Genomic DNA, 21,526 nt, shown 5'->3' with positions numbered 1-21,526 from the left:
CAGCGAACAAACGGGGTCGGTCAAATCAAATTCCCAATTCACCAAGAAAGGGACTTGGCGTTACGGGATAGGGTCTACCACTTTTCGCTACCCGCATATCGGTATAGACGATATGCACACGATCCCGTGCTCGTGTTATTGATACGTAGAATTTTCTCCTTGCTTCCGCTATCTCGTCATCAGACGGATTGAATCCCGGCAAGCCGGCATTATCCGCACCCGCCAACACGACGCAATCAAACTCAAGCCCTTTCGCAGCGTGGACTGTAGAGACATAAACATGGCCGGGTGCACGCGCTCTGGATCCCAAGTCTGCGAGCATCATATGGGCGGCAGCTCCACCTGGATGTAGCGCAGTTTTCATTCTGTGCAGCTCTCTCGCATCCTCGCTATCGGACATTTTGGACACAATATCAAGAGTAATATCACAGAATCGTTCAACGAACCCTGACGCAGACGAAGATCTCGGATAATCCAACATCAGCTGCACAACGTCACGGCGTATCGAGTGATCGCTTTGACCACGCAAGACTGAATCCAACTCACGCAATCTCGATGCGAGTTCATGAGCATTCGAGCTCGCCGACCATACAGCCATATTTTCAAGCAGCAGTGTGATCGGAACAGGCTCCCAATCATCATTAGACCGTGCAAATGCGGGCACTCCCGAGCTTCGCAAATACTTGACAATTACGTCTCGGTCCGAACCCCAAGGAGCCAGGACTGCTATCTGATCGTACGCGATTCCGCGGGTCGCCTCATGCACCACTAGTTCTAACACCTTTTGCGTTTGCGCCGGAACTCCGCCAGGAGCCGAGTGTATTTCCACACTGCCACCAGGCTTGTCGGAAATTACCGACCTTGTCTCTCCCAAAGCCTTCAGCGCCGCAGATATTATTCCAGTACCACTGCGATAGTTGCGTTCCAGGTTAATCGGATTTATCTCCATAGCCAGGTGACGCAAAAGTTCGGGGTGCGCTCCTGAAAATCCATATATTGCCTGGTCAGGATCACCCACTGCAAATAGGGTCGAGTTTGTCTCTGGACTAAGAGTAATCCCGCGAACAATCCGGTCGAGTCCGGGAGCTAGGTCTTGGTATTCATCCACAAACACCCTTGAATACGATGCAGACAGAACTCTTCGAACCCACTCGTTATCCTCAACCAAGTTGACCGCATGCCTGATTACATCGCGAAATTCATATATTCCTCGCTCGTCCAGAATACGGTTCATCTCTAAAGCGAGCTGCGCAATTCTCGGGCCACCTAGCCGTATATCGCCAGAATAGTCGAGCCGTTGCCGCACCCGGTTTACTGTTGCACGCACAGTGGCACGCTCATAAGAGAGAAACGTGCTTCGATCGAACGCTTCCACAAAAGCCTGATCCAATTCGGAATTTGTCGCGAATCGACTCTCCGCAAGACCGGTATTTCCAGCAGCTTTAGCGAATGGCAGAATTATTCGACCTAGAGCAAAAGAATGCACCGTTCCGATAAAAATCGTAGCCCGCGAATGAACCCCCAGCTCTGCGAGACGTCTTCTTAGTTCGAACGCGGCATCGTTGGTCATCGTTATACAAGCTAGCCCCTGTGGCGAACGTATATCCCCATTGAGAAGATGACGGGCTAACTTGGTGGTCAACAGTTTCGTCTTACCACTCCCAGGTGGGGCAAGGACGGCACAATGTCCATCCGACTCAAACGCTTCCCACTGCTTCTCATTTTCGGCGAGCTCTGCAACTGCTTTATCGTACGCGCTCACGGAATGAGGTGGCCCATCGCACGGGTAACATACTCGGGAGCATCGAGTTTTGCATTCCGCGCTGTAAGCCGTTGAGCAAATCTACCCTTCATTTTTTTCACATATCCAACAAAGTCTGATCCGCTCAAATTTCCACTAGCATAACTGTCTCTGAATCCTTGAGCCTTGGCAGCACTCAAATTAAATGAGAGCAATGCCTCCATCATCGCAGCAGCGTTTCTATCACTGGCATCGTACAGATCAGCTTCGAGTGTCTCACGACCGCAGAAGATTCCAGATTTCTCAGGGTCGTTCGGATCCTCACCCAATACTGTTGCAATCTTGCGTGCACGGTCGGCACCCGTCTTTCCAGCCCCGGCCGAAGGATCCCCGTCAGTGATCACCGCATACGGTGTTCCAACCGCTCGCAAGAACTTTACATAAGAGAGGAAGTGGGTTCCATGGATAGCGCACACGGTCACACCATGCTCATCGAAATTTACACCTGCGTCTGCCAGCCTCGCTGCTAACACTTGCTCTGCAAATCCTTCAACCAGTAGAACTCGACGAGCGAAAACTAGCTCGGACCTGGTGGCGTCAAGGTAGCGACCCAGATCATCCCACTCAGTCTCTGAGAGATCAGCATTCACAGCAGCGAAGGCTTCCGTCTCGACATCGGAGTTCCGAAGGATAACCAGCTTTTTCGGATTTACGACTGATACAATATGCGGACTGTGCGTTGTGACAATTGTGCTCCGTTTATCATTATCGCTTCTCAGAAGACCCTCAAACGCGCGTCGTTGCAGGTGCACATGCAAGTGCGCTTCCGGTTCTTCTATCGTGATCAGAGCATGCTCAATTTCTCGACTATCAAGCAGGCGCTGAAGCTTCAGCTGAAGCAGAGCCAGATACAGGACATTGAGTGCCCCCAAACTCGCACTCGCCAACGAGCGTTGAGAAGCGCCGTCGATAAATAACTGCAATGAGCGGAGGGTGCGTGCAGGGTCCGCTGGAGTGATATCAAGCGTCGGATCAAGCCGATGAATTGGACCTACAAGCAGCTGACCATGATCAGCTATATCAATGCTAGCATCCTTCACCCCCGGAAGATTGCGTATTGCAGAGTTGGCGTCTTCCAGCGCTTTCTTTACGATATCCAAATCGCTGGCGCTTGCCGTTCGTGAGATTTCCTCCAAAACCGGCCGAAGCGGGGAACGCCGCCAAGAGGCCAAATCGCTCTGCACGTCCCGGAGCGCGTGCATATGTTCATGATAGAGATAATTGCGAAGTTCGCCACTAATCCGTTGATTCTCGTCCAGTCCACCGTATATGAGCCATTCATAGACCGGTGCACTCTGCGGATCAACCTTTTGTCGAGGACGGAACTGATAGGTGAGTTTCGCCTTCATTGGGCTGCCGGAAATTAGCGCATCTCTAAGAGTGGCCAACAAGCCAGCATTGGTATCAAAATCGTCTATTTCAACGGAGATAGAAATGACATGCCCGTTTGCCATTGGGTCAGTGCCGAGGGATTCCGAAAAATCTTCGCTGGTTAACGTCCGCTGCTGGCCTGACATACCAGGATCGAGAACGAGCCTGAGGGCATATAGGAGATTACTCTTGCCGCTACTATTCTCCCCAACGACAACAGCACCACCGTCTAACGTGATGTCCAGAGCGCGAAGGTTTCGGAAGTTCGACACAGTGAATCGGCTCAGCCTCATGCCGCATGATCCTACCGTGCAACCGACCAGTAACCGCTGAGCAATCGCGAACTGTCCGAGTTGAGATCCACTGTAGGACTTGGAGTTAGCGATCAGTTTGCCCGCGTCGACCTCTTCCGCTTGGCCGCATGGCTACACCCCGCTCTTGCAGCACCCGTCGAACGGTGGTGGCGGCGCTACCCATCTGTTTGGCGATGGTGGCGAGAGAGTCTCCGGCTTGGTACTGCTCGACGGCAGTGTCAATCTGGGATTCCGTGAGGTGTTGCTGTTGGCGCATGAGGACGTTGTTATCGGCCAAGACCTTGAGGACGCCGCCTTTGGACAGTTCGTACTGCTTGCAGAGCTTGGGCGTGGAGGTACCACTCTTGTAGGCGGTGACCAGTTCGGCAATCTGTTCGGGGGTGAGGCGACGGTCGATGCGGAAACGACGGGCTGGTGGAGCCTCCGATGGCGGACGTTGGGAAGTTGAGGCGACGCGAGCGATGACCCCTTGGAGGTGGTCAGCGTTGTATCGATTCGAGTAGGTTCTTATGAGGCCCACCTACGAAACAGCATGTCAGACGCTGTTTCTCACACCCGGCTCCACTCCCCCGACATCACTTCACCCGTTGAGCTTGCCTAGAACTTGCCAACGGGTCGGCGGAACTACGTGCCGGTGGCCGATTCGGTGCCACCGAACAGCACTGCCCCGGCAGACTCAGCGCTTCGTCGTAGACGTGCCCGTAGACCCGCAGCAGGATCGCCGGGTCATGTCCCAGCCACTTCGCCGCCGCCGACACCGATGCGCCCGAATCCAGCAGGTTCGTCGCGGCGGTGTGCCGAGCATCGTGCAGGCGGATCACCGGCAGACCCGCCGCCTTCGCCTGGCGCTGGAATTCGTCGGTGTACCACTCCGGCCGGATCGCCGAACCATCTTCGTGGACCGCGACCAGACGATCGTCGGACCACGCGACGCCGAGCGCGAGCGCTTCGGCCTTCTGCGCGACCCGGAACCGATGCAGCACGGTCACCACGTCGGCCGGCGGCGGCTGCGCCGTGACTTCGGATCACCCTCTTCGGTGTCCTTGCCGACCGTGACCCGACCGCGCGCCACAGTGGGCGTTGCCCCGTCGATCCGTGACCAGCGCAGCCCCATGATTTCCGAGCGGCGCAATCCGCACAGCGACAACAGGAACAGCGCGTGCAGCCGGTGAGCGCGTACGTGGTCCCGGAACACCGCCGCCTGTTCGCGCGTCCAGACGTTCATCTCGGTATCGGTGATGTCGGGCCGCCGAACCAAGCGGGCGACATCGCGCGTCACCAGACCTTGCGACACCGCGTCGTCCAGCGCGGCGGTCAACTGAATCAGCATGGTGGTCACCGTGCGTTCAGACACCCCACGGAGTTCGGGCGCTGCGGGCGCGTCCGTCGTGGCGACGTACAGGCCGCTCTTCGGCCGGACGATCGCGCCCGAGCCGAGCAGCGGCCCCGAGATACCGCGCGCCCTTCTCGCCGAACTTCTCGGCAACCTGGGCGTACCGCACGCCGTCCGACTGCGCTGCCACGAACACCAGCACGGCGTCCGATGCCGCGCCCGGTTTCCGTTGCACCTGACGGCCTTCGGTTAGCCGCCACGTCACCAGGCGATCCACGTGCGCCTTCGTGAGTTGCTGGAGCGGGAGCTTTCCCAATCGCTCCACAACCGGTTTCAGCGCGTCGCGGTAGCCCTCCAGAGTCACGCGGCGAACATCGCGCCGCCCGTCCAGCCACTTGCCGATGTGTTCGCCGACCGTGGTCTTCGCTGGCCCGACGTAGGTACCGTTCACGACTTCGGTACTGATGCGGCGGTATTCGCGCCGCGCTTCGGTCTTGTTGGTGAAGGTGAAGTGCTTACGGTGGCGCTTGCCGTCCTGCCGCACGCCGATATCCACCTGTTATCGGTGGTCAGAACGCGCATTCGGCCGGTCAGAGCGGAGGTCGACCACGATCACCACGGCGGTGGTCGGCGGCGAACTCGATTCCGTTCGGACTCGGACTCCACCCGTCGCCGGATCGCGTCCACCGTGCGTTCGGGTGGAATCGGCTCCGGCCACACGATCGTGCCGAACACCACGAGCAGCGGCAGGCCGATCGCGAGGATGAACCCGAACGTGATCACCCGTCGGCCCTCTCGCCTGCCACGCTCAGCACCGGCGGTTGATCGTCGCGCGCTTCGGCTGCGGTCAGCCACGCGGCCACGTTGTCCAGCGACCCCGTGACGACCACGCGGAACGGGCTGTACAACTCCCACCCGTACGGCGGTTCGTGCGCCTTGCGGATCGCCATCGAGCGCAACGCGGCCCGTTCGGTCAGCTCATCGAGGCGGAGCTGTACCGGGCCGCTCACGATGCCCGCCGCTTCGGTTCCCACCGATCGAGCGCGACGAGTAGCCGCCGGATCACCTCGGGTGGCGCGACTTCTACCGGGTGCGGTCGTTTCGTGTGCGGCGTGCGCTGGGGCAGTGTCACGGGTCCCCCTGTGGGTGTCAGGTCAGTGCGCCCACCGCCGCAGAGCTTTCGCCATCGTCCCGCAGCTCACTGCGCCCGATGTGCCGAGCCAGCGTTGCCCGGCATACCCCGGCGGTGGGGCTGAAATCAACGCTAGACGTGCATAATTGGTGGTCACAGGCTTACGGTGTTGACAGAGTGTTCACAGCTCCCCGAGCCGAAGGATCACCGCGATGGAACCGGGCGCACAGCTGAGAGCCGCGCGTGAGGCGGCTGGGATAGGGCTCGAAATCGCCCGGCTGACGCACTACTCACCCGCGTATCTGTCGCTCATCGAGTCCGGCAAGCGGCCGGTACCGGCCGAGGTCGCCGCCGCCTATACCGCCGCTCTGGGTGAATCGGCCGATGGAGAACGTGCCGGGGCCGAATGGATACGGCGGGTCGCGGCGTCCGATGTCGGCGGGGACACCCTGGACCGGCTGGAGATGGCCGTGGACGATCTGGCGTCGGCCTACTCCACCACCGCGCCCGCCGAACTGCTGGTCGATATCCGGCAACACATGGGGTACACCGCGCGGTTGTTGGACGGGAAAATGACCCTGGTCCAGCACCGCCGCCTGCTGGTGACCGCCGGGTGGCTCTCGCTGCTGGCCGGGACGTGCCACATAGACCTGGACGAACTACCCGCCGCCGCCGCCCGGCTGCGCGCCGCCCGCGATATCGCCGAAGAGTCCGAGCACCCCGAAATATCGGCCTGGACGCTGGAGACTCGGGCGTGGCAGCACCTCATCAATCGGGAGTTCGCCGAAGCGGTCAAGTTGTCACAGGCGGCGTGCGACATCGCCCCGGCCGACAGTTCGGCCTACATCCAGGCGACCGCGCAGCAGGGCCGCGCCCTGGCCCGCATCGGGGACAGTGCGGGCACATACGGGGCGCTGCGCAGCGTCGCGCGCCTGGTGTCCGGTCTACGCACCCCCGACCGGCCGGAGCATCACTTTCGCTACGACCCGTCAAAGGCCGATACCTACGTCGCCACCACGCTGTCCTGGCTCGGTGACCCGGCGGCCGAGGTCTACGCTCGCCACGTCGTCGCCGATCTGGAGCGCGCCGTGTGTGTCAGGCCACGCCGTATCGCGATGGCGAGCTTGGACCTGGGCCTCGCGCTGGTCGCCGCTGACAAGCCAGATGAGGCGGCGAGCGTGGCGCTGGGCGTGGTCACCGGCGGCCGGTTGGTCCCGTCGCACTACTGGCGGGTGTCGGAGATCGTGAACGGGATCGGGCAGCAGGACGCGCACGGCGCGGCCATCGTGCGCGAAGCGTTCCAAGACACCTACCCGGCATGAATCTGCGCAGGTCAGCGGCCGGATATCGCGAACCGGGAACTTGCCTAGAGCTTGCCAAGACGGACCGATACGGGGCGGACAGGGCAGCACACCACGGACGTGGATACCGCGCTGACCTGGACTCATCGGACGGAGTGGAACAGGGCGGACGTTGATGGGCGCTTTTACACACCAGCGGTCGGGGGTTCGATCCCCTCTGCGCAGCGATAGCAGCACACCTGCGAGTTTCACGCCCACGACGTCGGGCAAGAACGCACCGTCAGGTTCCGGTAGCCATCGCCGAAACCCCAACGGATATGATGATTCGTCGACCGATGCGGTCCGCATGAGCGCCGAGGAATTCGGGCGCGAAGAAGATCGCATCGGTGTTCGTCTCGCCCGTGGTGCTCGGCGGCGGACACCGCTGTTCCCCCGCACTGGACAAGCACATCCGGCTCCGATCGGCCGAGCGGAGGCAGTTCACCACCGCGATGATGCTGCGCTACCTCGCCGACTGGGGCCCGTTCGCGCACGAGCGCCGCAATCGGCACCATGAAACGGTCTGCATCAGCCCGAGCACGACCAGTACCCGCGCCTATCCACGCTCCTGATCCGATTCAGCGGTACCGACAGTGATCACCACATTGCCTGTCTTGTGCCCCGTTTCCACGTACCGATAAGCCTCCACGATCTCGTCCAGCGGAAACCGCCGGTCGACCACCGGGGCGAACTCACCTGTGGTCAGCAGCTCCGCCAGGTACCGCACCATCGCCTGATCGTGCTTCGGCACCGCGAAGACGACCTTCTTGCGACCGGCCAACGGCGTAACCGCCGCCAGCAGGAGGTTCTGGCCAAACCTGCCCGCCTCCGACGACAGGTATACACCCCCGGTTTTCAGCAAGCGCGCGCAACGGCCGAATGAACTCATTCCCACCGCATCGATGACCACGTCATAGGCATGATCCTCGGCCGTGAAATCCTCGACTGTGTAGTCGATTACCCGATCCGCGCCCAGCCCCCTGACCAGATCCATTCGCTCCGTGTCGCAGACCGCCGTCACTTCCGCGCCGCGCGCCTTCCCCAATTGGACGGCGGCGGAGCCGATAGCGCCGGTCGCGCCGTTGACCAGCACGCGGTGCCCGCTGCCGACTGCCGCGGCGTCAAGAAACGTCAGCGCGTAGTGCGCTCCTTCCGTCGCAGGTGCGGCGTCTTCGCAACGTAGGTTCGCCGGAATCTTTGCCAGCGAACCGGTTTCCGGAATCGACAGGTATTCGGCGTGGCATCCGAAAGGTCCCTCGTTGTATCCGAAGACCCGATCGCCGACGGCGAAGGAGGTGACCGCGTCACCAACCGCTGCTACTTCGCCCGCGAACTCGGTCCCGAGAATCAGGCGCTTCGGCCGCCACAATCCCGTGAAGGACCGAACGATGAAGGGCTGTGCCGCCCGATACGCACAGTCGGTCCGGTTCACCGTGGTCGCCTGAATCCGGACGAGCACATCGCTGTGGTCAGGCTTCGGCTGGACCACCTCGGCGACGTGAACCACCTCAGGAGAGCCGTATCGCGAATGCACCGCTGCCTTCATGAAACGGACTGTAGCGCAACTCTTCTTTCGACGTCCTGGTCGACGAAACACCCGCCGACGCTGTCCGAAACCTCGGACACCCTCCCGGTTTGTGGCCACGACGTCGACTTCGCGAGCAGCAGCGTCGGCCACATTCGCCTCCATGATCGGTGGCCGTGACGATCTGGCACGACAACCTCCGGCTCCGTCCTGCACGGTGCCCGAACACTGGCAAGAGGTTCGAGCCGGGCGGGAGAATTCACCTGGCCGCCGACCGCCTCGAAGGGGGCGCGTCGCTAGGATCGCGGTGTGGTGTACGACCCCGACCTGGACATCCTCATGGTCGACGGCTACCGGCACAGGTGGAAGCGGTCGGAGTTCGTCATCGAGTCATGCGCACTCGACCCGGTCGTCCTGCCGACCGGTCGCGTGGTCGCCTGCGATCCCCTCTCCACCCGTGACGACGAGCCGTTCCCGGTGACTGTCGCCCCAGGCGCCTATCCGCTGTTCGCCTGGGTCGCAACGCAGTTCAAGCGCGGCAAGCAGGTCGACCGGCGCAACGCGTTGCTGGAGCTGCGCATCAGTGCGGCACCCGCGCTGACGTGGGAGATGGCTTTCCTCGCCGACGAGTCGGCCGCCGACCTCCGGGAGGAAGGGGCCTACACAGGGCACACCGTCGACGCCGGCTGCGCCACCCTCGCCGACGTCGAGGCGCTGAAGGCCCTGTGGCGCTGGGACATCAGCGAGGTCGATGCGGTCTACGTTCCCCGGCCACTCCCCACCGAGCCCGCTCTCGGCTACATCTCTGCGGTCACCGACGAGGAGACCGGCGCGAACGTCAGCATCCTGAGTTCCGGTCGGGGCAACGGCGTCTATCCGACTTTTGTGCTCCGGGGCGAGCACGGCGAGGTCACCGGGTTGGTCACCGACTTCATGCTGTTCCCCAACGCATGAGCTGGTATCGCCTCGCGCGGGCGGCGAAACTTTTCGGAGAGTGGCGGTCGCTGCCGACCGCGATAGGGTCTCATGGATATGAGCTTGCCGCCGGCCACCACCGTCGCACCCGACAATCGCGTTCCCGCCGAGGTCGGCGCGCGACTGACCGATCTCCTGGAGAAACTGGTCACGCGACGCGACGTCCACCACGCCGCCCTCACCATCGCGAACGGGGAGGGGACACAGCGCTGGTCAGCCGCCTCAGGCCGTGCCGATCACCCGATACGCCCTGACGACCCCTTCTTCATCGCGAGCATCACCAAACGCTTCATCATCGCGTTGGTGATCCAGGCCGCCGAGCGCGGCGAGATCGAACTGGGCGCACCGATCACCGGCTACCTGCCGACGCAGGCGACCGACGGACTTCACGTGCTCGGCGGAGTCGACCGGACCTCCGCGATCACGGTGCGCCACCTCGCCAGCCACACCTCAGGGTTGCCCGACCACTTCGAAAAGCGTCGTGGGGGCCCCAGCCTGGACGACCAGCTCGCCGCCGGCCGGGACGTGGCGTGGACGTTCGAGGACATGATCCGAACCACCCGCGACCAGCAACGGCCCCACTTCGCACCGCAGGACCTCACCGTCTCCCGGCAGAAGGCGCGATACTCCGACACCGGATTCCAGCTGCTCATCCGCATCCTCGAAACGGCTACCCAGCGCTCGTTCGCCGAACTCCTGACAGAACGGATCATCGGACCGCTCGGATTGACGAGTACCTGGCTACCCGGGCATCGCCCGCCGGAGTCGACGGCGGCACCCACACCGCTCTACGCGAAACAGCGTCGCGTCGAACTCCCCTCGTTGATCCAGTCCAGCAACGACTTGTTCAGCAGCAGTGGCGATCTGCTCACCTTTCAGCGAGCACTGCTCGGCGGTGAACTCTTCCGTGAGCAGAGTTCGTCGCGCCTGCTCACCGAGCGCCGCAACAGACTGCGCAACATCCCCGTCCTCCGGTACGGATTGGGCACCATGTTCTTCGGAGTCGGTCGACTCGCGTCGGCGGGCCGACACCCCGTCACCCTCATCGGCCACTCGGGGGCGACCGGCACCTGGCTCTTCCACTGTCCAGAACTCGACCTGCACCTCACGGGCACCGTCGACCAGACCAAGGGACGGGCCATCCCCTTCCGGCTCATGACGCGCTGCCTCAACATCTGGCGCGCGTGAGGTCGAGTTGGCGCACACTCGCCACGGACGTGCGCGGTATGTCTACGTCCGGCGTGACTCGAGGGCGTCGAGAATGAGATCGAGGCCGTAGGCGAATTCGGTGGTGTGGTCGTAGCCCGGCTGGAGGGCGTGGTCGACGATCATTTCGGTGAGATAGGGCAGTTCGGTGGTCGGGAGGTCGGCGAGGATGGTCGTGGCGACCTCCTCGACGTCGCCCGGCGTGGTCACCGGGAGGTTCGCTTCCTGGAGGACCGATCCGCTGACGTAGCTGTCGATGAGGGCGACGGCGTGGGCGGCCAGGGGAAGGGTGAAGCCCGCGCGGCGGAGGACGCCGAGAACGGCGTCGTGGTGGCGCAGCGTCGCCGGGCCGGGGTTGCGCCGGGAATCCATGAGGCCGAGGGCCCAGCTGTGCCGGGACAGGACCGCGCGAGCCGACGACGCACGGGCGCGGATCGCGGCACGCCAGTCTCCGTCGCCGTCGGGTAGCTCGATCGCCGCGAACACCGCGTCGACCACACCGTCGAGGATCGCGTCCTTGTTCGGCACGTGGTGGTAGAGCGACATGGCCTCCACTCCGAGTTCCTGGGCGACCTTGCGCATGGTGATCGCTGCCGCGCCGCCGCGATCGGCGACCTGGATCGCGGCGGCGAGCACGCGATCTCTGCTGAGTGGCTGCCGGGTCGACGGCGGTGTGGGCATCGCGGCTCCTCTGGTGCGAACTGTTGACAACCTTACATGCGTAAGCCACCCTTACATATGTAAGATCCGAACAGAGGAGGCCGCGATGCCGATGCCGAGATGGTGGGGACACATCAACAAGCGGGTGTTCAATCCGCGCGCGGTGGCGAGCGGGAAGTGGCCGGTGCTCACGCACGTCGGCCGCGCGTCCGGCACGACATACCGCACGCCGCTCGACGCGCATCCCGTCGAGGGCGGCTACCTGTTCGTGCTCGTCTACGGATCGGGTTCGGACTGGGTGCGCAACATTTTGACCAGCGGAAGCGCGCGTCTGCGAGTGGAGGGGCACGACTTGGAACTCACCGCGCCACGGGTGGTCGGCCGAGACGAGGCTTTCGAGGCCATGCCCGCCGACGTGGCCCGCCCGCCGAAACTGTTGCGCATCAACGAGTTTCTCCGCATGGACCTGGTCGAGGCGCGGCACACGACGAACCGGAGGCCGCGGGAGTGAGTAACCTGGTTGGGGTCGGACCGCCGAACGCTCAGGAGATCACCCCGTGGGTAGCGAAAACGAGCTCGACCCAGCGCAAGTCGAACTCGGCAGGTTCTATCCCCAACCACCCGAAGCTGTTTGGCACGCCCTCACCGATCCGACCGTGATCGACCAGTGGCTCCTGCCATCGATCGGCTTCGACGCACAGGTCGGGACGTCGTTCCTGTTCACGATCCCGTCGAACCCACCGGCCGAGGTCGCCTGCGAGGTACTCACCGTGACACCGGGTCGCGCGATGTCGTGGAGCTGGATGGATATGCGCGGCCCACAACCGGCTCGCTGGATCGTCAGCTGGACCCTGCAACCGCAGGGCCACGGAACCCGATTACTGCTCACCACCACGGGTTTCGACATCACCGACAAACGTCAGCGGATGCAGCGGAACAACCTCGAACGCGGGTGGCGGCAGCTTCTGACGAAGCTGGGCGGCGTGCTCGACGATCTCTGAACGACCTCAGCCCGGCAAGCCGACGAGTACCGCGCTCTCGGTCCACAACTCCCGCGCCAAGTCGTCGCGCAACGCGTCATCGGACGGGTCGGGCCAGGTGAGCTCGCCCCCTCGCAGTGCCGCGTACACCCGACCTTCCGGTGGACGAACATCCCCGGATACCAATTCCACCAACGCGTTTCCGGCATCGGGTCGGGTGTTGAGCGTGCGATCGAACCGACGGGCGGGCCAGCTCACCACGGGCGAGCCCATCGCCGACCAGGCCACCCTCATGTACCACGGAAGGTCCTTAGCCAATCCCGTCCCGAACACCTGCCCCGGGCAGTACGCGATCGCGGTGATCCCCTTGTCTCGCACGGCATCCTGTCCGGACAACGCCCGAGCCGTCAGCACGGTGCACAACTTCGACGCGGTATAGGCGTGCTCACCCGCTTTCCGCGGGCGGTTGTCCAGCCCCGGATCACGCTCGGGATGCGCCAGCAGCACCGTGTCGGCGTGGCGAGGTGGCGTCAGCCCCGCGCCGGTCGCGGGATCGTGCGTGCCGCTGGTCGTCAGCACCACGGTCGCGCCATCGGCGAGCGAGGGCAGCAGCAGCCGCAGGAGCAGATAGTGCGCGAGGTGGTTCACCGCGAAGGTCGTCTCGAACCCGTCGACAGTTCGATGGGCGGCATCGGACAGCACCAGACCCGCGTTCAACACCAACGCGTCCACCGGTGTCCCGCCGAGCTCCGCACCCACCGCCGCCGCGAACGCCCGCACAGATTCGAGCTCCCCCAACTCCAATGGCAACGCGTCCCCACCACCCCGCGCCCCCAGAATCAGCCGAACATCACCCGATCCCTGAAGCCGCTCCACCGCCAGCGCCCCGAATCCGGACGTCCCACCGGTCATCACCATCGTCGACATCGCGCCCCCAAGGCCTTCGTCGTCCCGTCATCTCAGCGTAGCCCGCCGACCTCGCCAGGACACCCGCGATCACAAGTCCGAGCCGAGCCGAGCCGTCAGCCGACGTCTCGGCGGAGCCAGGTGACTTCGGCGCCGGTGTTGTCGGTGCCCTGGCGGAAGGCTTCGAGGTCGTCGTCCCAGGGGGTGCCGAGGGCGCGGTCGATTTCGGTGGGGAGGTCGAAGGCTCCGTGGGTGTCGAGCTCGGCCGCGGCTTGGAGGAGGGCGCGTAATCGCATCTCGCCGAGCATGACGTCGCCGTTGGCGCCGGTGGAGCCGTGCCAGAGGCCGAGGTCCGGAACGAAACTGTAGCGCTCGCCGTCGACACCGTCGCTCGGGTCCTCGGTGACCTCGAAACGCAGAACGGGCCAGGAGCGCAATGATTGGGCAATTCGGGCGGCGGTGCCGACGGGGCCGATCCAATCACTGGTGGCGCGCAGTTGTCCGTCGGCGGGTTGCGCGGTCCAGCGCAATTTCGCCGGGGACGACAGCGCGGTGGACAGTGCCCATTCGACGTGCGGGCACAACGCGGCGGGCGATGAGTGGATGTAGACCACACCCGCCGTCGCGTCAGCGAACTGACTCGATGCGCGCACTACCAACACCTCCAGCCTCGACAAGGAGCGTCTTCCCCAACGACCCGTCGCGGACTGGCGTGGCCCGAGTGTACTGAAGTGTTCGGTGTTGCGCGTGTTACTTCACAGCGTGTTATGTGTCTCTGCGATCACGGAATCGCTGAATTTCGGCCACGCCGCTCTGGCCCAGTCACCGAAATTCTCGTCGCTCAACGCGATCGCCGCCACCTTTATTTCCGGGTCGACCCAGAGGAAGGTGCCGGACTGCCCGAAGTGCCCGTAGGTGCGGCCGGAATTCGAACCACCCGTCCAATGCGGGGATTTCCCGTCGCGGATTTCGAATCCCAATCCCCAGTCGTTGGGGCGCTGGGCGCCGAAACCGGGCAGGATGCCGTCGCGGCCGGGGAATTGCACAGTGGTCGCGTCATCGAGCGTTTGCCGAGATATCAATTCGGGCGTCAGCAACTCGGTGGCGAATCGGGTGAGGTCGTCCAAGGACGCCCAGGCCGCGTGCCCGGCGGAGCCGTCGAGGATCGCGGTCTTCATACCGAGCGGTTCGAAAACCGCCTCGCGCAGATACCGCGGGAATTCGATGCCGGTGCTCTCGGTGAGGAAATCGGCGAGCAGCTCGAATCCGGCGCTCGAGTAGATGCGACGGGCGCCGGGCGCGGAGATGACATCCGGTGTGGCGAAGGCCACACCGGATGTATGGGCGAGCAGGTGACGCACGGTCGCACCGGGCGGGCCTGCGGGCTGGTCGAGCTCGACCGCGCCCTCCTCGACGGCGACCAGCGTCGCGTAGGCGACCAGAGGTTTGGTGACCGAGGCGAGCCGGAACACCCGATCGGTGTCGCCGATGGTGGCGGCACCGTCGGCGGTGACCACGGCGGCGGCGGCGTTCTCGACCGGCCAGTGCTGAATCTGCTGCAACGATCGCATACTCGGCAGCGTACGAGACGCGGCTACGATCGGGTCATCATGAGCCCCGCACCATCGATCCACGGCGACGTGGCGGCCGGTTTCGGTCCCGTCGCCGACGCTTTCCGCCGCAACTTCACCGAGCACGCCGAGATCGGCGCCGCCGTCGCCGTGTACGCCGGTGACCAGCCGCTGGTCGACCTGTGGGCGGGGCATCGCGATCGCCGCCGCGAAGTGCGGTGGGAGCGCGACACCATTGTTCCGGTGTTCTCCTCGTCGAAGGGGCTGTCGGCGTTCGCCCTCGCCGTCGCCGTCTCACGTGGGCTACTCGACTACGAGTCGCCGGTGGCGAAGTACTGGCCGGAGTTCGCCGCACACGGCAAGGACCGGATCACCGTCCGGCAGCTGATCGACCATCAAGCCGGGCTGTCTGGGCTGGACCGGATCGTGACACTGCGCGAGCTGACCGACCGGGACGCGCTCGGCGAGCTGCTGGCCGCCCAGAAACCCGCCTGGCGACCGGGCACCCGGCACGGCTATCACGCGCTGACGCTCGGGTTGTATCAGAGCGAACTGCTGCGCCGGGTCGATCCGGCGGACCGCAGTCTCGGCCGGTTCTTCGCCGAGGAGATCGCCGGACCGGTCGGCGCCGACGTGTTCATCGGGCTGCCCGCGACCGAGCCGATGGAGCGGGTCGCCCAGCTCTCGGCGACCAAGGGCCTCGACATTCTGCGCTACGAGCTCCGCGACGTACCGCTGCGGATCGGGGCCGAGGTGTATGCCAAACGTGGGCTGTCGTATGCGGCACTGACCAATCCGCGTCCCGGTGCGCCCGCTCGCGCCGCGCGCCGGGACTTCCTCGAGATCGAGTGGCCGGGCATGAACGGTGTCGGCAATGCCCGCGCGCTGGCCCAGATCTACGGCGCGGCGGCGGGGCGCACCGGTGTCCTGCCGATCGACGACGACGTTCTCGACCTGCTCGCCGCCGCCGACACCGCCGACGACGTACCCGCCGATGACCTGGTCCTGCACACCAAGAGCCGCTACCACCTCGGCTTCCGCAAGTCCCGCGGCAGCTTCCGCTTCGGTTCAGACAAACGCGCCTACGGCACCACCGGTCTCGGTGGTTCCTTCGGATTCGCCGACCCGACAACAGGACTGGGCTTCGGCTACAGCATGAACCGGCTGGGCATGGCCATCCTCGACGACGTCCGTAGCCGCAATCTGCGAGATGCTGTCATGAAGTGCGCTGCCAGGTAGCTCAATCGGCATCCGTACAGCGGCTCGCCGGTGTCGGACGAGCACGAATGATGCCTCCGCCCCGGGGATTCGGGTGCGAAGGCATCATGGGCCGATTCGGCGTGAACCGAGGGCGTCAGTGTCCGGCGACGCCGGTGATCTCGTTCGGTGCCGCATCCAGAGTCGCTGTGGCCGTGACCTTTCCCTCGGCCAGGTCGACCCGGTGGACCTGCTTGTTGGCCGGGTCGCTCACGTAGGCGATGCCGCCGCGGACGAACAGCGAGGGCCGGGCTTCCTGCCAGTCGAGGGGCTCGGACCAGGTGTCGATGACCGGGATGGTCCGGGTGACGGTGCCCGCGACCGGATCGATCTCATGGATCTTGCCGTCGGTGCCGAGCACCAGCGCCTCACCCTGCGGGCCGCGGCCCAGGGAGCGGAAGGTGTAGCTGGTGCCGATGTCGATCAGGCGCAGGCTTGCGTCGGTGGTGTTCACCAGCGAGATCTGCTGCGGGCGTTCGAGTTCGGCTTCCTTGTCCTGCTTGTAGTCGCCGAGCACGATCGGGGAGGCCGCACTGCCGGACATGTTGCCGATCCGGCCGTAGGGGGTCGGGCTGGTGACCTTGGTGAACTCACCGTCGCGGTAGACGAGGACGCCGGTCTGGCAGCCGACAACGACGGCTTCGCCCTGAGCGGTCGCTTCGCCGTGCACGCCGGGGCAGTCCTCGTTGCGGGCGAGTTCCTCGCGGTCGCCGTCGAGCGCGACGAGACCGGTCCGCGTCTCCTCGGTGCCGAGGGTGAGCACGAGTTCACCGTTGCTCAGCTCGACCGCGACACCGTGGTGCGGCGCTGCGGCCTGGTAGACCTCGGTTTCGGGCTTTTCCGTACCGATCTGATCGGTATCGATGATGGTGACCTCGCCGGAGCCGTCGGCGAACAGCACCGTCTTGCCGGCGTGCCGAACGACGTGGCCGGGCTTGGCGGCCGGGAAGTCGGTACCGGTGAAATCTGCGTCGTAGGCGTCGAAGACGCGGAACCCGTCCTTGGTCGAGACGACCAGGTGATCGTCGTCGCCGGCCGGGTTGAGGCGGTGGAAGCCGTCGAGGGTCACCTCGCCGCGCTGGTCGAGGCTGGCACCGTCGAGGACGTAGATGCCGCCGTCGTAGGTGAGGGCGATCGGCTCCGCGCCAGGGGTGTGCTCGTGGCCGGGCGCGGAATCATCCGTGCCGCAACCACTCAGGGCGACCACCGAGGCGAGGACCCCGGACATGGCCACCTTCGTGGTGATCCGTGACCGACTGTGCATGTGTTGCTCCATTTCTCGTGCGTGAACTACGTCGATTGCCCGGACAGACCACGGGTGATCGCCTCGGTGTTGGTGCGCGCCATCTCCAGATAGGTGGCCGCACCGCCGCCCGGTGCGGACAGCGATTCGGTGTGTAGCGCGATCACCTGGATCCGCACACCGGTGTGCTCGGCGAGGACGCGCGAAAGCCGGTCCGGCTGGGCGGAGTCGGCGAAGATCGCGCCCACTCCGGCCGCGCGAATCGCCCCGGCGAGCTCATCGAGGTCCGAGGCGCTGGGCGAGGCCAGGGTGGTGCCGCTGGGGATCACGGCGCCGATCACCTGGAAGCCGAAACGCTGGGCGAGATACCCGAAGACGTGATGGTCGGTGACCAGCTGTCGGTGTCCGGGTGCGATCGCGGCGAACCGATCGGCCATCCATCGGTCCAGCTGGTCGAGTTCGTCGAGATAGCGATCGGTGTTGTCGCGCACCGCGTTCGCGTCGATTCCGGGCACCCGGTCGATGACCTCCGCGCTGATCGCCTCGACCGCGAGACGGACCCGCTGCGGATCTGTCCAGAAATGCGGATCGGGCTGGCCGGCGGACTCGTCGGCGGTGTACTCGATCGGGTTCACGCGCTCGGCGACAGCCAGGGTCGAGACCCCCGCGTCGTCCGCGGCCTGCACATGCCGGGCGACCCCTTCTTCGAGACCGAGCCCGTTGTGCACGACCAGTGCGGATCGTTCGATCTCGGCGGCCTGACGGGCCGAGATCGCGAAGGAGTGCGGGTCCGCTCCGGGCCGCATGAGAACGGTCACCGGTGTGGTGTCACCGACCACTGTCCGGGTCAGATCGCCGAGGATGTTGGTGGTGACGACGATCCCGGCCCGGTCGCCGGTAGACGAGCAGGCGACCAGGGACCCGAGCACAGCCAGCGCTCCCACCAGGGCCAACACCGTGCGGATCGCTCGGCGACTCCCGCCGACGCGCGATACCCGTTGCGCGGACGAGCGCACCTGGAATCGCGTCCCCCCGTCGGCATCGACCGGTCCGGGCACGCCTGTCGCCACAATGTCGCGACCGGTCGACGACTCTGCGATACGGTTCGTGTTCACAGACCCGCCTCCACCAGTAGTGACGGTTCGATGTCCAGCGGGAATTCGCGGGCGGTGCGGAGGTTGTCGTTGTAGGCGATCTCGTGGACGGTGCGGGCGCGAGAGTCGTTGAGGTAAGCCCGATTCGGGTCGACCTGGATCACCGGTCGGCCCTCGACGGGGCCGGTGAGCAGGTCGACCTGTGCTGTCTGCGTGCCGGATACGGGGTCGATGCCGTGCAGGACGCCGTCGCGGGTGAGGGCGAGCAGGGCCGAGCCCTCCCCCGCCGTGTTCGCCGCGACCGCGTCGGCGAGGGGGGTGTGGGTCCAGGTCTTGGTCCTGATGTCGACGCTCCAGACGGCGTCGCGACCGGCGAGGGCGGTCAGGGTGGTGCTGCCGGGACGGTGGGTGAAGGCGGTCGCGCGATCGGCGGTCGGGGTCGGGTAGGGGATCTTCTCGGTGACGAACTCACCCTCGCGCTGGGCGACGACGAGCGCGCCGTCGGCACAGCCGAACACGACTCCACGCCTGGTCACGGCTTGACCCTGGGCCGCTGGGCAGGTCTCGGGCTGTACCTGTCCGGGCGCGCCGTCCCGGTCTCGCACCTCGACCCGGCCCGTACCGTCGGCCACGACGAGCCGCTCGCCATACGGCACCGCGATCCCGTCGATCCGCCGTGGCTCGGGCACAACGCCTTCACCCAGGGCGACACGATCGAACGCGACCGTCGCCCCGGACTCCAGAACAACGGTGGCCAGGGCCGAATCGCCATACGCCGCAACCACACCTGACTCGTTCGAGGTAGAAGCGCCACCGGGCACCGTGGCCGCGCCGACCGAGCGAATCGGTGCGCTGTAGTAGTGCCGGTGATCGCCGTGATCCACGGTCCACGCACCGCTGTCGACGATGTGGATCCGGTCGCCGGAGCTCAGGTAGGCGAATCTGCCGTCATCGGCCAGCCGCAGCGCGGGCGAACCACCGGTGCGCGATCCTGCCGGACTCGGCTGCACGGCAGCACCTTCGAGTGCCACATCGACCGGCGTGACCTCCTCGGTCAGCAGATCGACGACCCGCACCGCACCGGTTCCCGCGTCGACCACCACCAGCCGGGTCTGCGCCTCGGTCATCTCCTCGGCACCCGCGACGAAACCGTGCGGTGTCTCCTCGACCACGGCGGGTTCCTCCGCCGTCCCGCAGCCGACCAGCGGCACTGCCGCCAGCGCGGCCACCGAGGCGGCCCCGACCCGGCCGAAGCGCTCGCGCAGGGCGGACACGATCGCCGACAGGAAGAACGCGCCGACGGCCACGGCCGCGATGGTCGCGCCTGCCGCGGTCCCCGCGTGCCAGGAGATGACCAGCCCGCCCACGGTCGAGAGCCCGCCGATCAGAGCCGCGACGGCCATGATCACCGGAATCCGGTCCGACCAGTACATCGCCGCGGCGGGTGGGGCGATGAGCAGGCCGAAGACCAGCAGCGTCCCGACGACATGGAACGACGCCACGATCGCCAGCGTCACCAGCCCGATCAGCGCCGCGTGCGCCAGCTTCGGCCGCAGCCCGAGCGTGTGCGCCTTGCGCGGATCGAAGCTCAGCGCGAGGAAGGCCCGGTGACCCAGCACCGCCACCACCACCGCGACCGCGAGTGCCGCGACGAGGTACCACAGATCGCGCGACCGCACGGCCAGCACGTCACCGAAGAGGAACCCGGTCAGGTCGACGGCGAACGACTGCGAGCGCGACACGATGATCACCCCGGCGGCCAGCATGCCGACGAACAGCAGCCCGATCGCGGTGTCGGTCGCGAAGCGCTTGCTGCGCCCGAGCACCGACACACCGAAGGCCATGGCAGCGCAGCTGACCGCCGCACCGACGAGCAGATTGCCGCCCAGCAGCGCCGCGACCGCGACACCGGGCAGCATGCCGTGCGCCATCGCGTCGCCGAGAAATGCCATGCCGCGCACCACAACCCAGGTCCCGGCGAGGGCGCAGACACAGGAGACGAGCAGGCCGCCCCACAGCGCTCGCTGCACAAATGCCACCTCGAACGGGGCGATCAGCCAATCCATAGCGCCGAACGATATACTGAAAATGATTATCGTTACAAAGAGGGGTGAGATGCGACACACAGCCGACTCGGCGATCCGGCTCGAGCACCTGACGGCGGGCTACGCGCGTCAGCCCGTGCTGCGCGACGTGACGGCCACGATCCCGCGCGGGCAGGTCACCACCGTCGTCGGGCCCAACGGTTCAGGGAAGTCGACCCTGCTCGGCGTACTCGCGGGCACCCTCGCCGCGCTGCAGGGCGCGGTTCATCGCGACACCGCCCGGCGACCCGCGTTCGTGGTCCAGCACACGGCAGTACCGCCGACGCTGCCGATCACCGTGCGCGACACCGTGGCGATGGGACGCTGGGCGCACCGCGGCCCGTGGCGACGGCTCACCAGCGAGGATCGCGCCATCACGCAGTCCTGCCTGGAACGGATGAACCTCGGCGATCTGGCCACTCGACGGCTCGACACCCTCTCGGGCGGACAACGCCAGCGCACCCTGCTCGCCCAGGCCCTGGCCCAGCAGTCGGATCTCCTGCTGCTCGACGAACCGGCGGCGGGCTTGGACGCGGATTCCCAGGCCGAGATCGCCCAGGTACTGACCGAGATCAGCGCGACCGGCGTCACCGTCGTCCAGGCCACCCACGACCTGGCCGAGGCGCAGCGGGCCGATCACTGTCTCGTCCTGCGCGCGGGCCGGCTCGTCTCGGCGGGTGGTCCGGCGGAGGTGCTGGCGGTGATGGTGCAGTGAAAAGCCCGCCCAGGGAACC

Annotated in this window: 24 protein-coding genes; 8 read left to right on the top strand and 16 right to left on the bottom strand. The window is 65.2% G+C overall.

The annotated features are described in order from the left end of the window. Positions 1-25: 25 nt before the first annotated feature. From BOX37_RS07780 to BOX37_RS07750, 8 genes are all read right to left on the bottom strand, one after another. Positions 26-1,762 carry a UvrD-helicase domain-containing protein gene (locus tag BOX37_RS07780; protein ID WP_071927053.1) on the bottom strand — a complete coding sequence of 579 codons (1,737 nt, stop codon included), beginning with the start codon at positions 1,760-1,762 and terminating at the stop codon, positions 26-28. Further along, a complete protein-coding gene (locus tag BOX37_RS07775; protein WP_071927052.1) occupies positions 1,759-3,465 on the bottom strand; it encodes an ATP-dependent nuclease in 1,707 nt (568 codons plus the stop codon). The genes BOX37_RS07780 and BOX37_RS07775 overlap by 4 nt, the downstream gene beginning before the upstream one ends. A gap of 85 nt (positions 3,466-3,550) precedes the next feature. Then, positions 3,551-3,649, bottom strand: coding sequence for a hypothetical protein (locus BOX37_RS36070; protein ID WP_420811614.1), 99 nt, complete (start codon positions 3,647-3,649; stop codon positions 3,551-3,553). A gap of 412 nt (positions 3,650-4,061) precedes the next feature. Next, positions 4,062-4,469, bottom strand: coding sequence for a tyrosine-type recombinase/integrase (locus BOX37_RS35155; RefSeq protein WP_240505261.1), 408 nt, complete (start codon positions 4,467-4,469; stop codon positions 4,062-4,064). A 2-nt stretch (positions 4,470-4,471) separates the two neighbouring features. Beyond that, a complete protein-coding gene (locus BOX37_RS35150) occupies positions 4,472-4,825 on the bottom strand; it encodes a site-specific integrase (protein ID WP_071927050.1) in 354 nt (117 codons plus the stop codon). Between the two features lie 7 nt (positions 4,826-4,832). Next, positions 4,833-5,375: a hypothetical protein gene (locus BOX37_RS07755; RefSeq protein WP_071927049.1), complete on the bottom strand. Its 543-nt coding sequence runs from the start codon at positions 5,373-5,375 to the stop codon at positions 4,833-4,835. 56 nt (positions 5,376-5,431) lie between these two features. Further along, complete coding sequence (locus tag BOX37_RS33785) at positions 5,432-5,602, bottom strand: hypothetical protein (protein ID WP_156910314.1); 171 nt, start codon at positions 5,600-5,602, stop codon at positions 5,432-5,434. After that, entirely contained in the window at positions 5,599-5,853 is a 255-nt protein-coding gene (locus BOX37_RS07750) for a hypothetical protein (RefSeq protein ID WP_071927048.1), read from the bottom strand. Before BOX37_RS07750 ends, BOX37_RS33785 begins: the two co-directional genes overlap by 4 nt. 310 nt (positions 5,854-6,163) lie before the next feature. On the opposite strand from BOX37_RS07750, the gene BOX37_RS07745 reads away from it, so the two are divergent. After that, positions 6,164-7,273: a helix-turn-helix domain-containing protein gene (locus tag BOX37_RS07745; protein WP_071927047.1), complete on the top strand. Its 1,110-nt coding sequence runs from the start codon at positions 6,164-6,166 to the stop codon at positions 7,271-7,273. A 365-nt stretch (positions 7,274-7,638) separates the two neighbouring features. Continuing rightward, positions 7,639-7,863: a dihydrofolate reductase family protein gene (locus BOX37_RS34850; RefSeq protein ID WP_071927046.1), complete on the top strand. Its 225-nt coding sequence runs from the start codon at positions 7,639-7,641 to the stop codon at positions 7,861-7,863. Here the strand turns inward: BOX37_RS34850 and BOX37_RS07735 are convergent. Continuing rightward, on the bottom strand, positions 7,848-8,837 hold the full coding sequence (locus BOX37_RS07735; protein ID WP_156910313.1) for an NAD(P)-dependent alcohol dehydrogenase: 990 nt from the start codon (positions 8,835-8,837) through the stop codon (positions 7,848-7,850). The genes BOX37_RS34850 and BOX37_RS07735 overlap by 16 nt on opposite strands. 288 nt (positions 8,838-9,125) lie before the next feature. Between BOX37_RS07735 and BOX37_RS07730 the strand changes: the two genes are divergently transcribed. Together BOX37_RS07730 and BOX37_RS07725 are read left to right on the top strand one after the other, a co-directional pair. Beyond that, positions 9,126-9,770, top strand: a complete 645-nt coding sequence (locus BOX37_RS07730; RefSeq protein ID WP_071927045.1) for a DUF4241 domain-containing protein — start codon at positions 9,126-9,128, stop codon at positions 9,768-9,770. 78 nt (positions 9,771-9,848) lie between these two features. Next, the gene (locus BOX37_RS07725) at positions 9,849-10,979 is read left to right on the top strand and encodes a serine hydrolase domain-containing protein (protein ID WP_071931269.1); all 1,131 of its coding nucleotides are present in this window, start codon (positions 9,849-9,851) and stop codon (positions 10,977-10,979) included. A gap of 42 nt (positions 10,980-11,021) precedes the next feature. Here BOX37_RS07725 and BOX37_RS07720 read toward each other — a convergent pair whose 3' ends face one another. Continuing rightward, positions 11,022-11,678 (bottom strand): TetR/AcrR family transcriptional regulator, encoded by a 657-nt coding sequence (locus BOX37_RS07720; protein WP_071927044.1) that lies wholly within the window; start codon positions 11,676-11,678, stop codon positions 11,022-11,024. Between the two features lie 85 nt (positions 11,679-11,763). Here BOX37_RS07720 and BOX37_RS07715 point away from each other — a divergent pair, with 85 nt between their 5' ends. Continuing rightward, the gene (locus tag BOX37_RS07715) at positions 11,764-12,168 is read left to right on the top strand and encodes a nitroreductase family deazaflavin-dependent oxidoreductase (RefSeq protein WP_071927043.1); all 405 of its coding nucleotides are present in this window, start codon (positions 11,764-11,766) and stop codon (positions 12,166-12,168) included. A gap of 46 nt (positions 12,169-12,214) precedes the next feature. Then, positions 12,215-12,658, top strand: coding sequence for an SRPBCC family protein (locus BOX37_RS07710; RefSeq protein ID WP_071927042.1), 444 nt, complete (start codon positions 12,215-12,217; stop codon positions 12,656-12,658). 6 nt (positions 12,659-12,664) lie between these two features. Here the strand turns inward: BOX37_RS07710 and BOX37_RS07705 are convergent, their stop codons facing one another. From BOX37_RS07705 to BOX37_RS07695, 3 genes are all read right to left on the bottom strand, one after another. Next, positions 12,665-13,549: an SDR family NAD(P)-dependent oxidoreductase gene (locus BOX37_RS07705; RefSeq protein ID WP_240505260.1), complete on the bottom strand. Its 885-nt coding sequence runs from the start codon at positions 13,547-13,549 to the stop codon at positions 12,665-12,667. A 110-nt stretch (positions 13,550-13,659) separates the two neighbouring features. After that, positions 13,660-14,196, bottom strand: a complete 537-nt coding sequence (locus BOX37_RS07700; RefSeq protein ID WP_071927040.1) for a DUF3145 domain-containing protein — start codon at positions 14,194-14,196, stop codon at positions 13,660-13,662. Positions 14,197-14,298: 102 nt separating this feature from the next. Continuing rightward, positions 14,299-15,114, bottom strand: coding sequence for a serine hydrolase domain-containing protein (locus BOX37_RS07695; protein ID WP_071927039.1), 816 nt, complete (start codon positions 15,112-15,114; stop codon positions 14,299-14,301). A 39-nt stretch (positions 15,115-15,153) separates the two neighbouring features. On the opposite strand from BOX37_RS07695, the gene BOX37_RS07690 reads away from it, so the two are divergent. Further along, positions 15,154-16,353, top strand: coding sequence for a serine hydrolase domain-containing protein (locus tag BOX37_RS07690; RefSeq protein WP_071927038.1), 1,200 nt, complete (start codon positions 15,154-15,156; stop codon positions 16,351-16,353). A gap of 115 nt (positions 16,354-16,468) precedes the next feature. Here the strand turns inward: BOX37_RS07690 and aztD are convergent, their stop codons facing one another. The 3 genes from aztD to aztB all read right to left on the bottom strand — a co-directional run bounded on the left by aztD (position 16,469) and on the right by aztB (position 20,774). Continuing rightward, complete coding sequence (gene aztD, locus BOX37_RS07685) at positions 16,469-17,635, bottom strand: zinc metallochaperone AztD (protein WP_071931268.1); 1,167 nt, start codon at positions 17,633-17,635, stop codon at positions 16,469-16,471. 26 nt (positions 17,636-17,661) lie between these two features. After that, complete coding sequence (gene aztC / locus BOX37_RS07680; RefSeq protein ID WP_071931267.1) at positions 17,662-18,579, bottom strand: zinc ABC transporter substrate-binding protein AztC; 918 nt, start codon at positions 18,577-18,579, stop codon at positions 17,662-17,664. 146 nt (positions 18,580-18,725) lie between these two features. Then, entirely contained in the window at positions 18,726-20,774 is a 2,049-nt protein-coding gene (aztB, locus tag BOX37_RS07675; protein WP_071927037.1) for a zinc ABC transporter permease AztB, read from the bottom strand. 49 nt (positions 20,775-20,823) lie between these two features. On the opposite strand from aztB, the gene aztA reads away from it, so the two are divergent. Further along, positions 20,824-21,507, top strand: a complete 684-nt coding sequence (gene aztA, locus BOX37_RS07670) for a zinc ABC transporter ATP-binding protein AztA (protein ID WP_071927036.1) — start codon at positions 20,824-20,826, stop codon at positions 21,505-21,507. The last annotated feature ends 19 nt before the right edge of the window (positions 21,508-21,526 follow it).

The sequence above is a fragment of the Nocardia mangyaensis genome, from assembly GCF_001886715.1.
Taxonomy (GTDB): domain Bacteria; phylum Actinomycetota; class Actinomycetes; order Mycobacteriales; family Mycobacteriaceae; genus Nocardia; species Nocardia mangyaensis.
The sequence above is the reverse complement of the archived record's forward strand: the minus strand, read 5'-3'. Positions and strand labels throughout refer to the sequence as shown.

What these genes read in the sequence shown, in the direction of transcription:
- BOX37_RS07690 (WP_071927038.1), top strand. Translation starts at nt 15,154, where the DNA reads ATGAGCCCCGCACCATCGATCCACGGCGACGTGGCGGCCGGTTTCGGT.
- BOX37_RS07720 (WP_071927044.1), bottom strand. Translation starts at nt 11,678, where the DNA reads ATGCCCACACCGCCGTCGACCCGGCAGCCACTCAGCAGAGATCGCGTG.
- BOX37_RS07775 (WP_071927052.1), bottom strand. Translation starts at nt 3,465, where the DNA reads ATGAGGCTGAGCCGATTCACTGTGTCGAACTTCCGAAACCTTCGCGCT.
- aztD (WP_071931268.1), bottom strand. Translation starts at nt 17,635, where the DNA reads ATGCACAGTCGGTCACGGATCACCACGAAGGTGGCCATGTCCGGGGTC.
- aztB (WP_071927037.1), bottom strand. Translation starts at nt 20,774, where the DNA reads ATGGATTGGCTGATCGCCCCGTTCGAGGTGGCATTTGTGCAGCGAGCG.
- BOX37_RS07735 (WP_156910313.1), bottom strand. Translation starts at nt 8,837, where the DNA reads ATGAAGGCAGCGGTGCATTCGCGATACGGCTCTCCTGAGGTGGTTCAC.
- BOX37_RS07695 (WP_071927039.1), bottom strand. Translation starts at nt 15,114, where the DNA reads ATGCGATCGTTGCAGCAGATTCAGCACTGGCCGGTCGAGAACGCCGCC.
- BOX37_RS36070 (WP_420811614.1), bottom strand. Translation starts at nt 3,649, where the DNA reads ATGGGTAGCGCCGCCACCACCGTTCGACGGGTGCTGCAAGAGCGGGGT.
- BOX37_RS07705 (WP_240505260.1), bottom strand. Translation starts at nt 13,549, where the DNA reads ATGACCGGTGGGACGTCCGGATTCGGGGCGCTGGCGGTGGAGCGGCTT.
- BOX37_RS07745 (WP_071927047.1), top strand. Translation starts at nt 6,164, where the DNA reads ATGGAACCGGGCGCACAGCTGAGAGCCGCGCGTGAGGCGGCTGGGATA.
- BOX37_RS07725 (WP_071931269.1), top strand. Translation starts at nt 9,849, where the DNA reads ATGAGCTTGCCGCCGGCCACCACCGTCGCACCCGACAATCGCGTTCCC.
- BOX37_RS07715 (WP_071927043.1), top strand. Translation starts at nt 11,764, where the DNA reads ATGCCGATGCCGAGATGGTGGGGACACATCAACAAGCGGGTGTTCAAT.
- aztA (WP_071927036.1), top strand. Translation starts at nt 20,824, where the DNA reads ATGCGACACACAGCCGACTCGGCGATCCGGCTCGAGCACCTGACGGCG.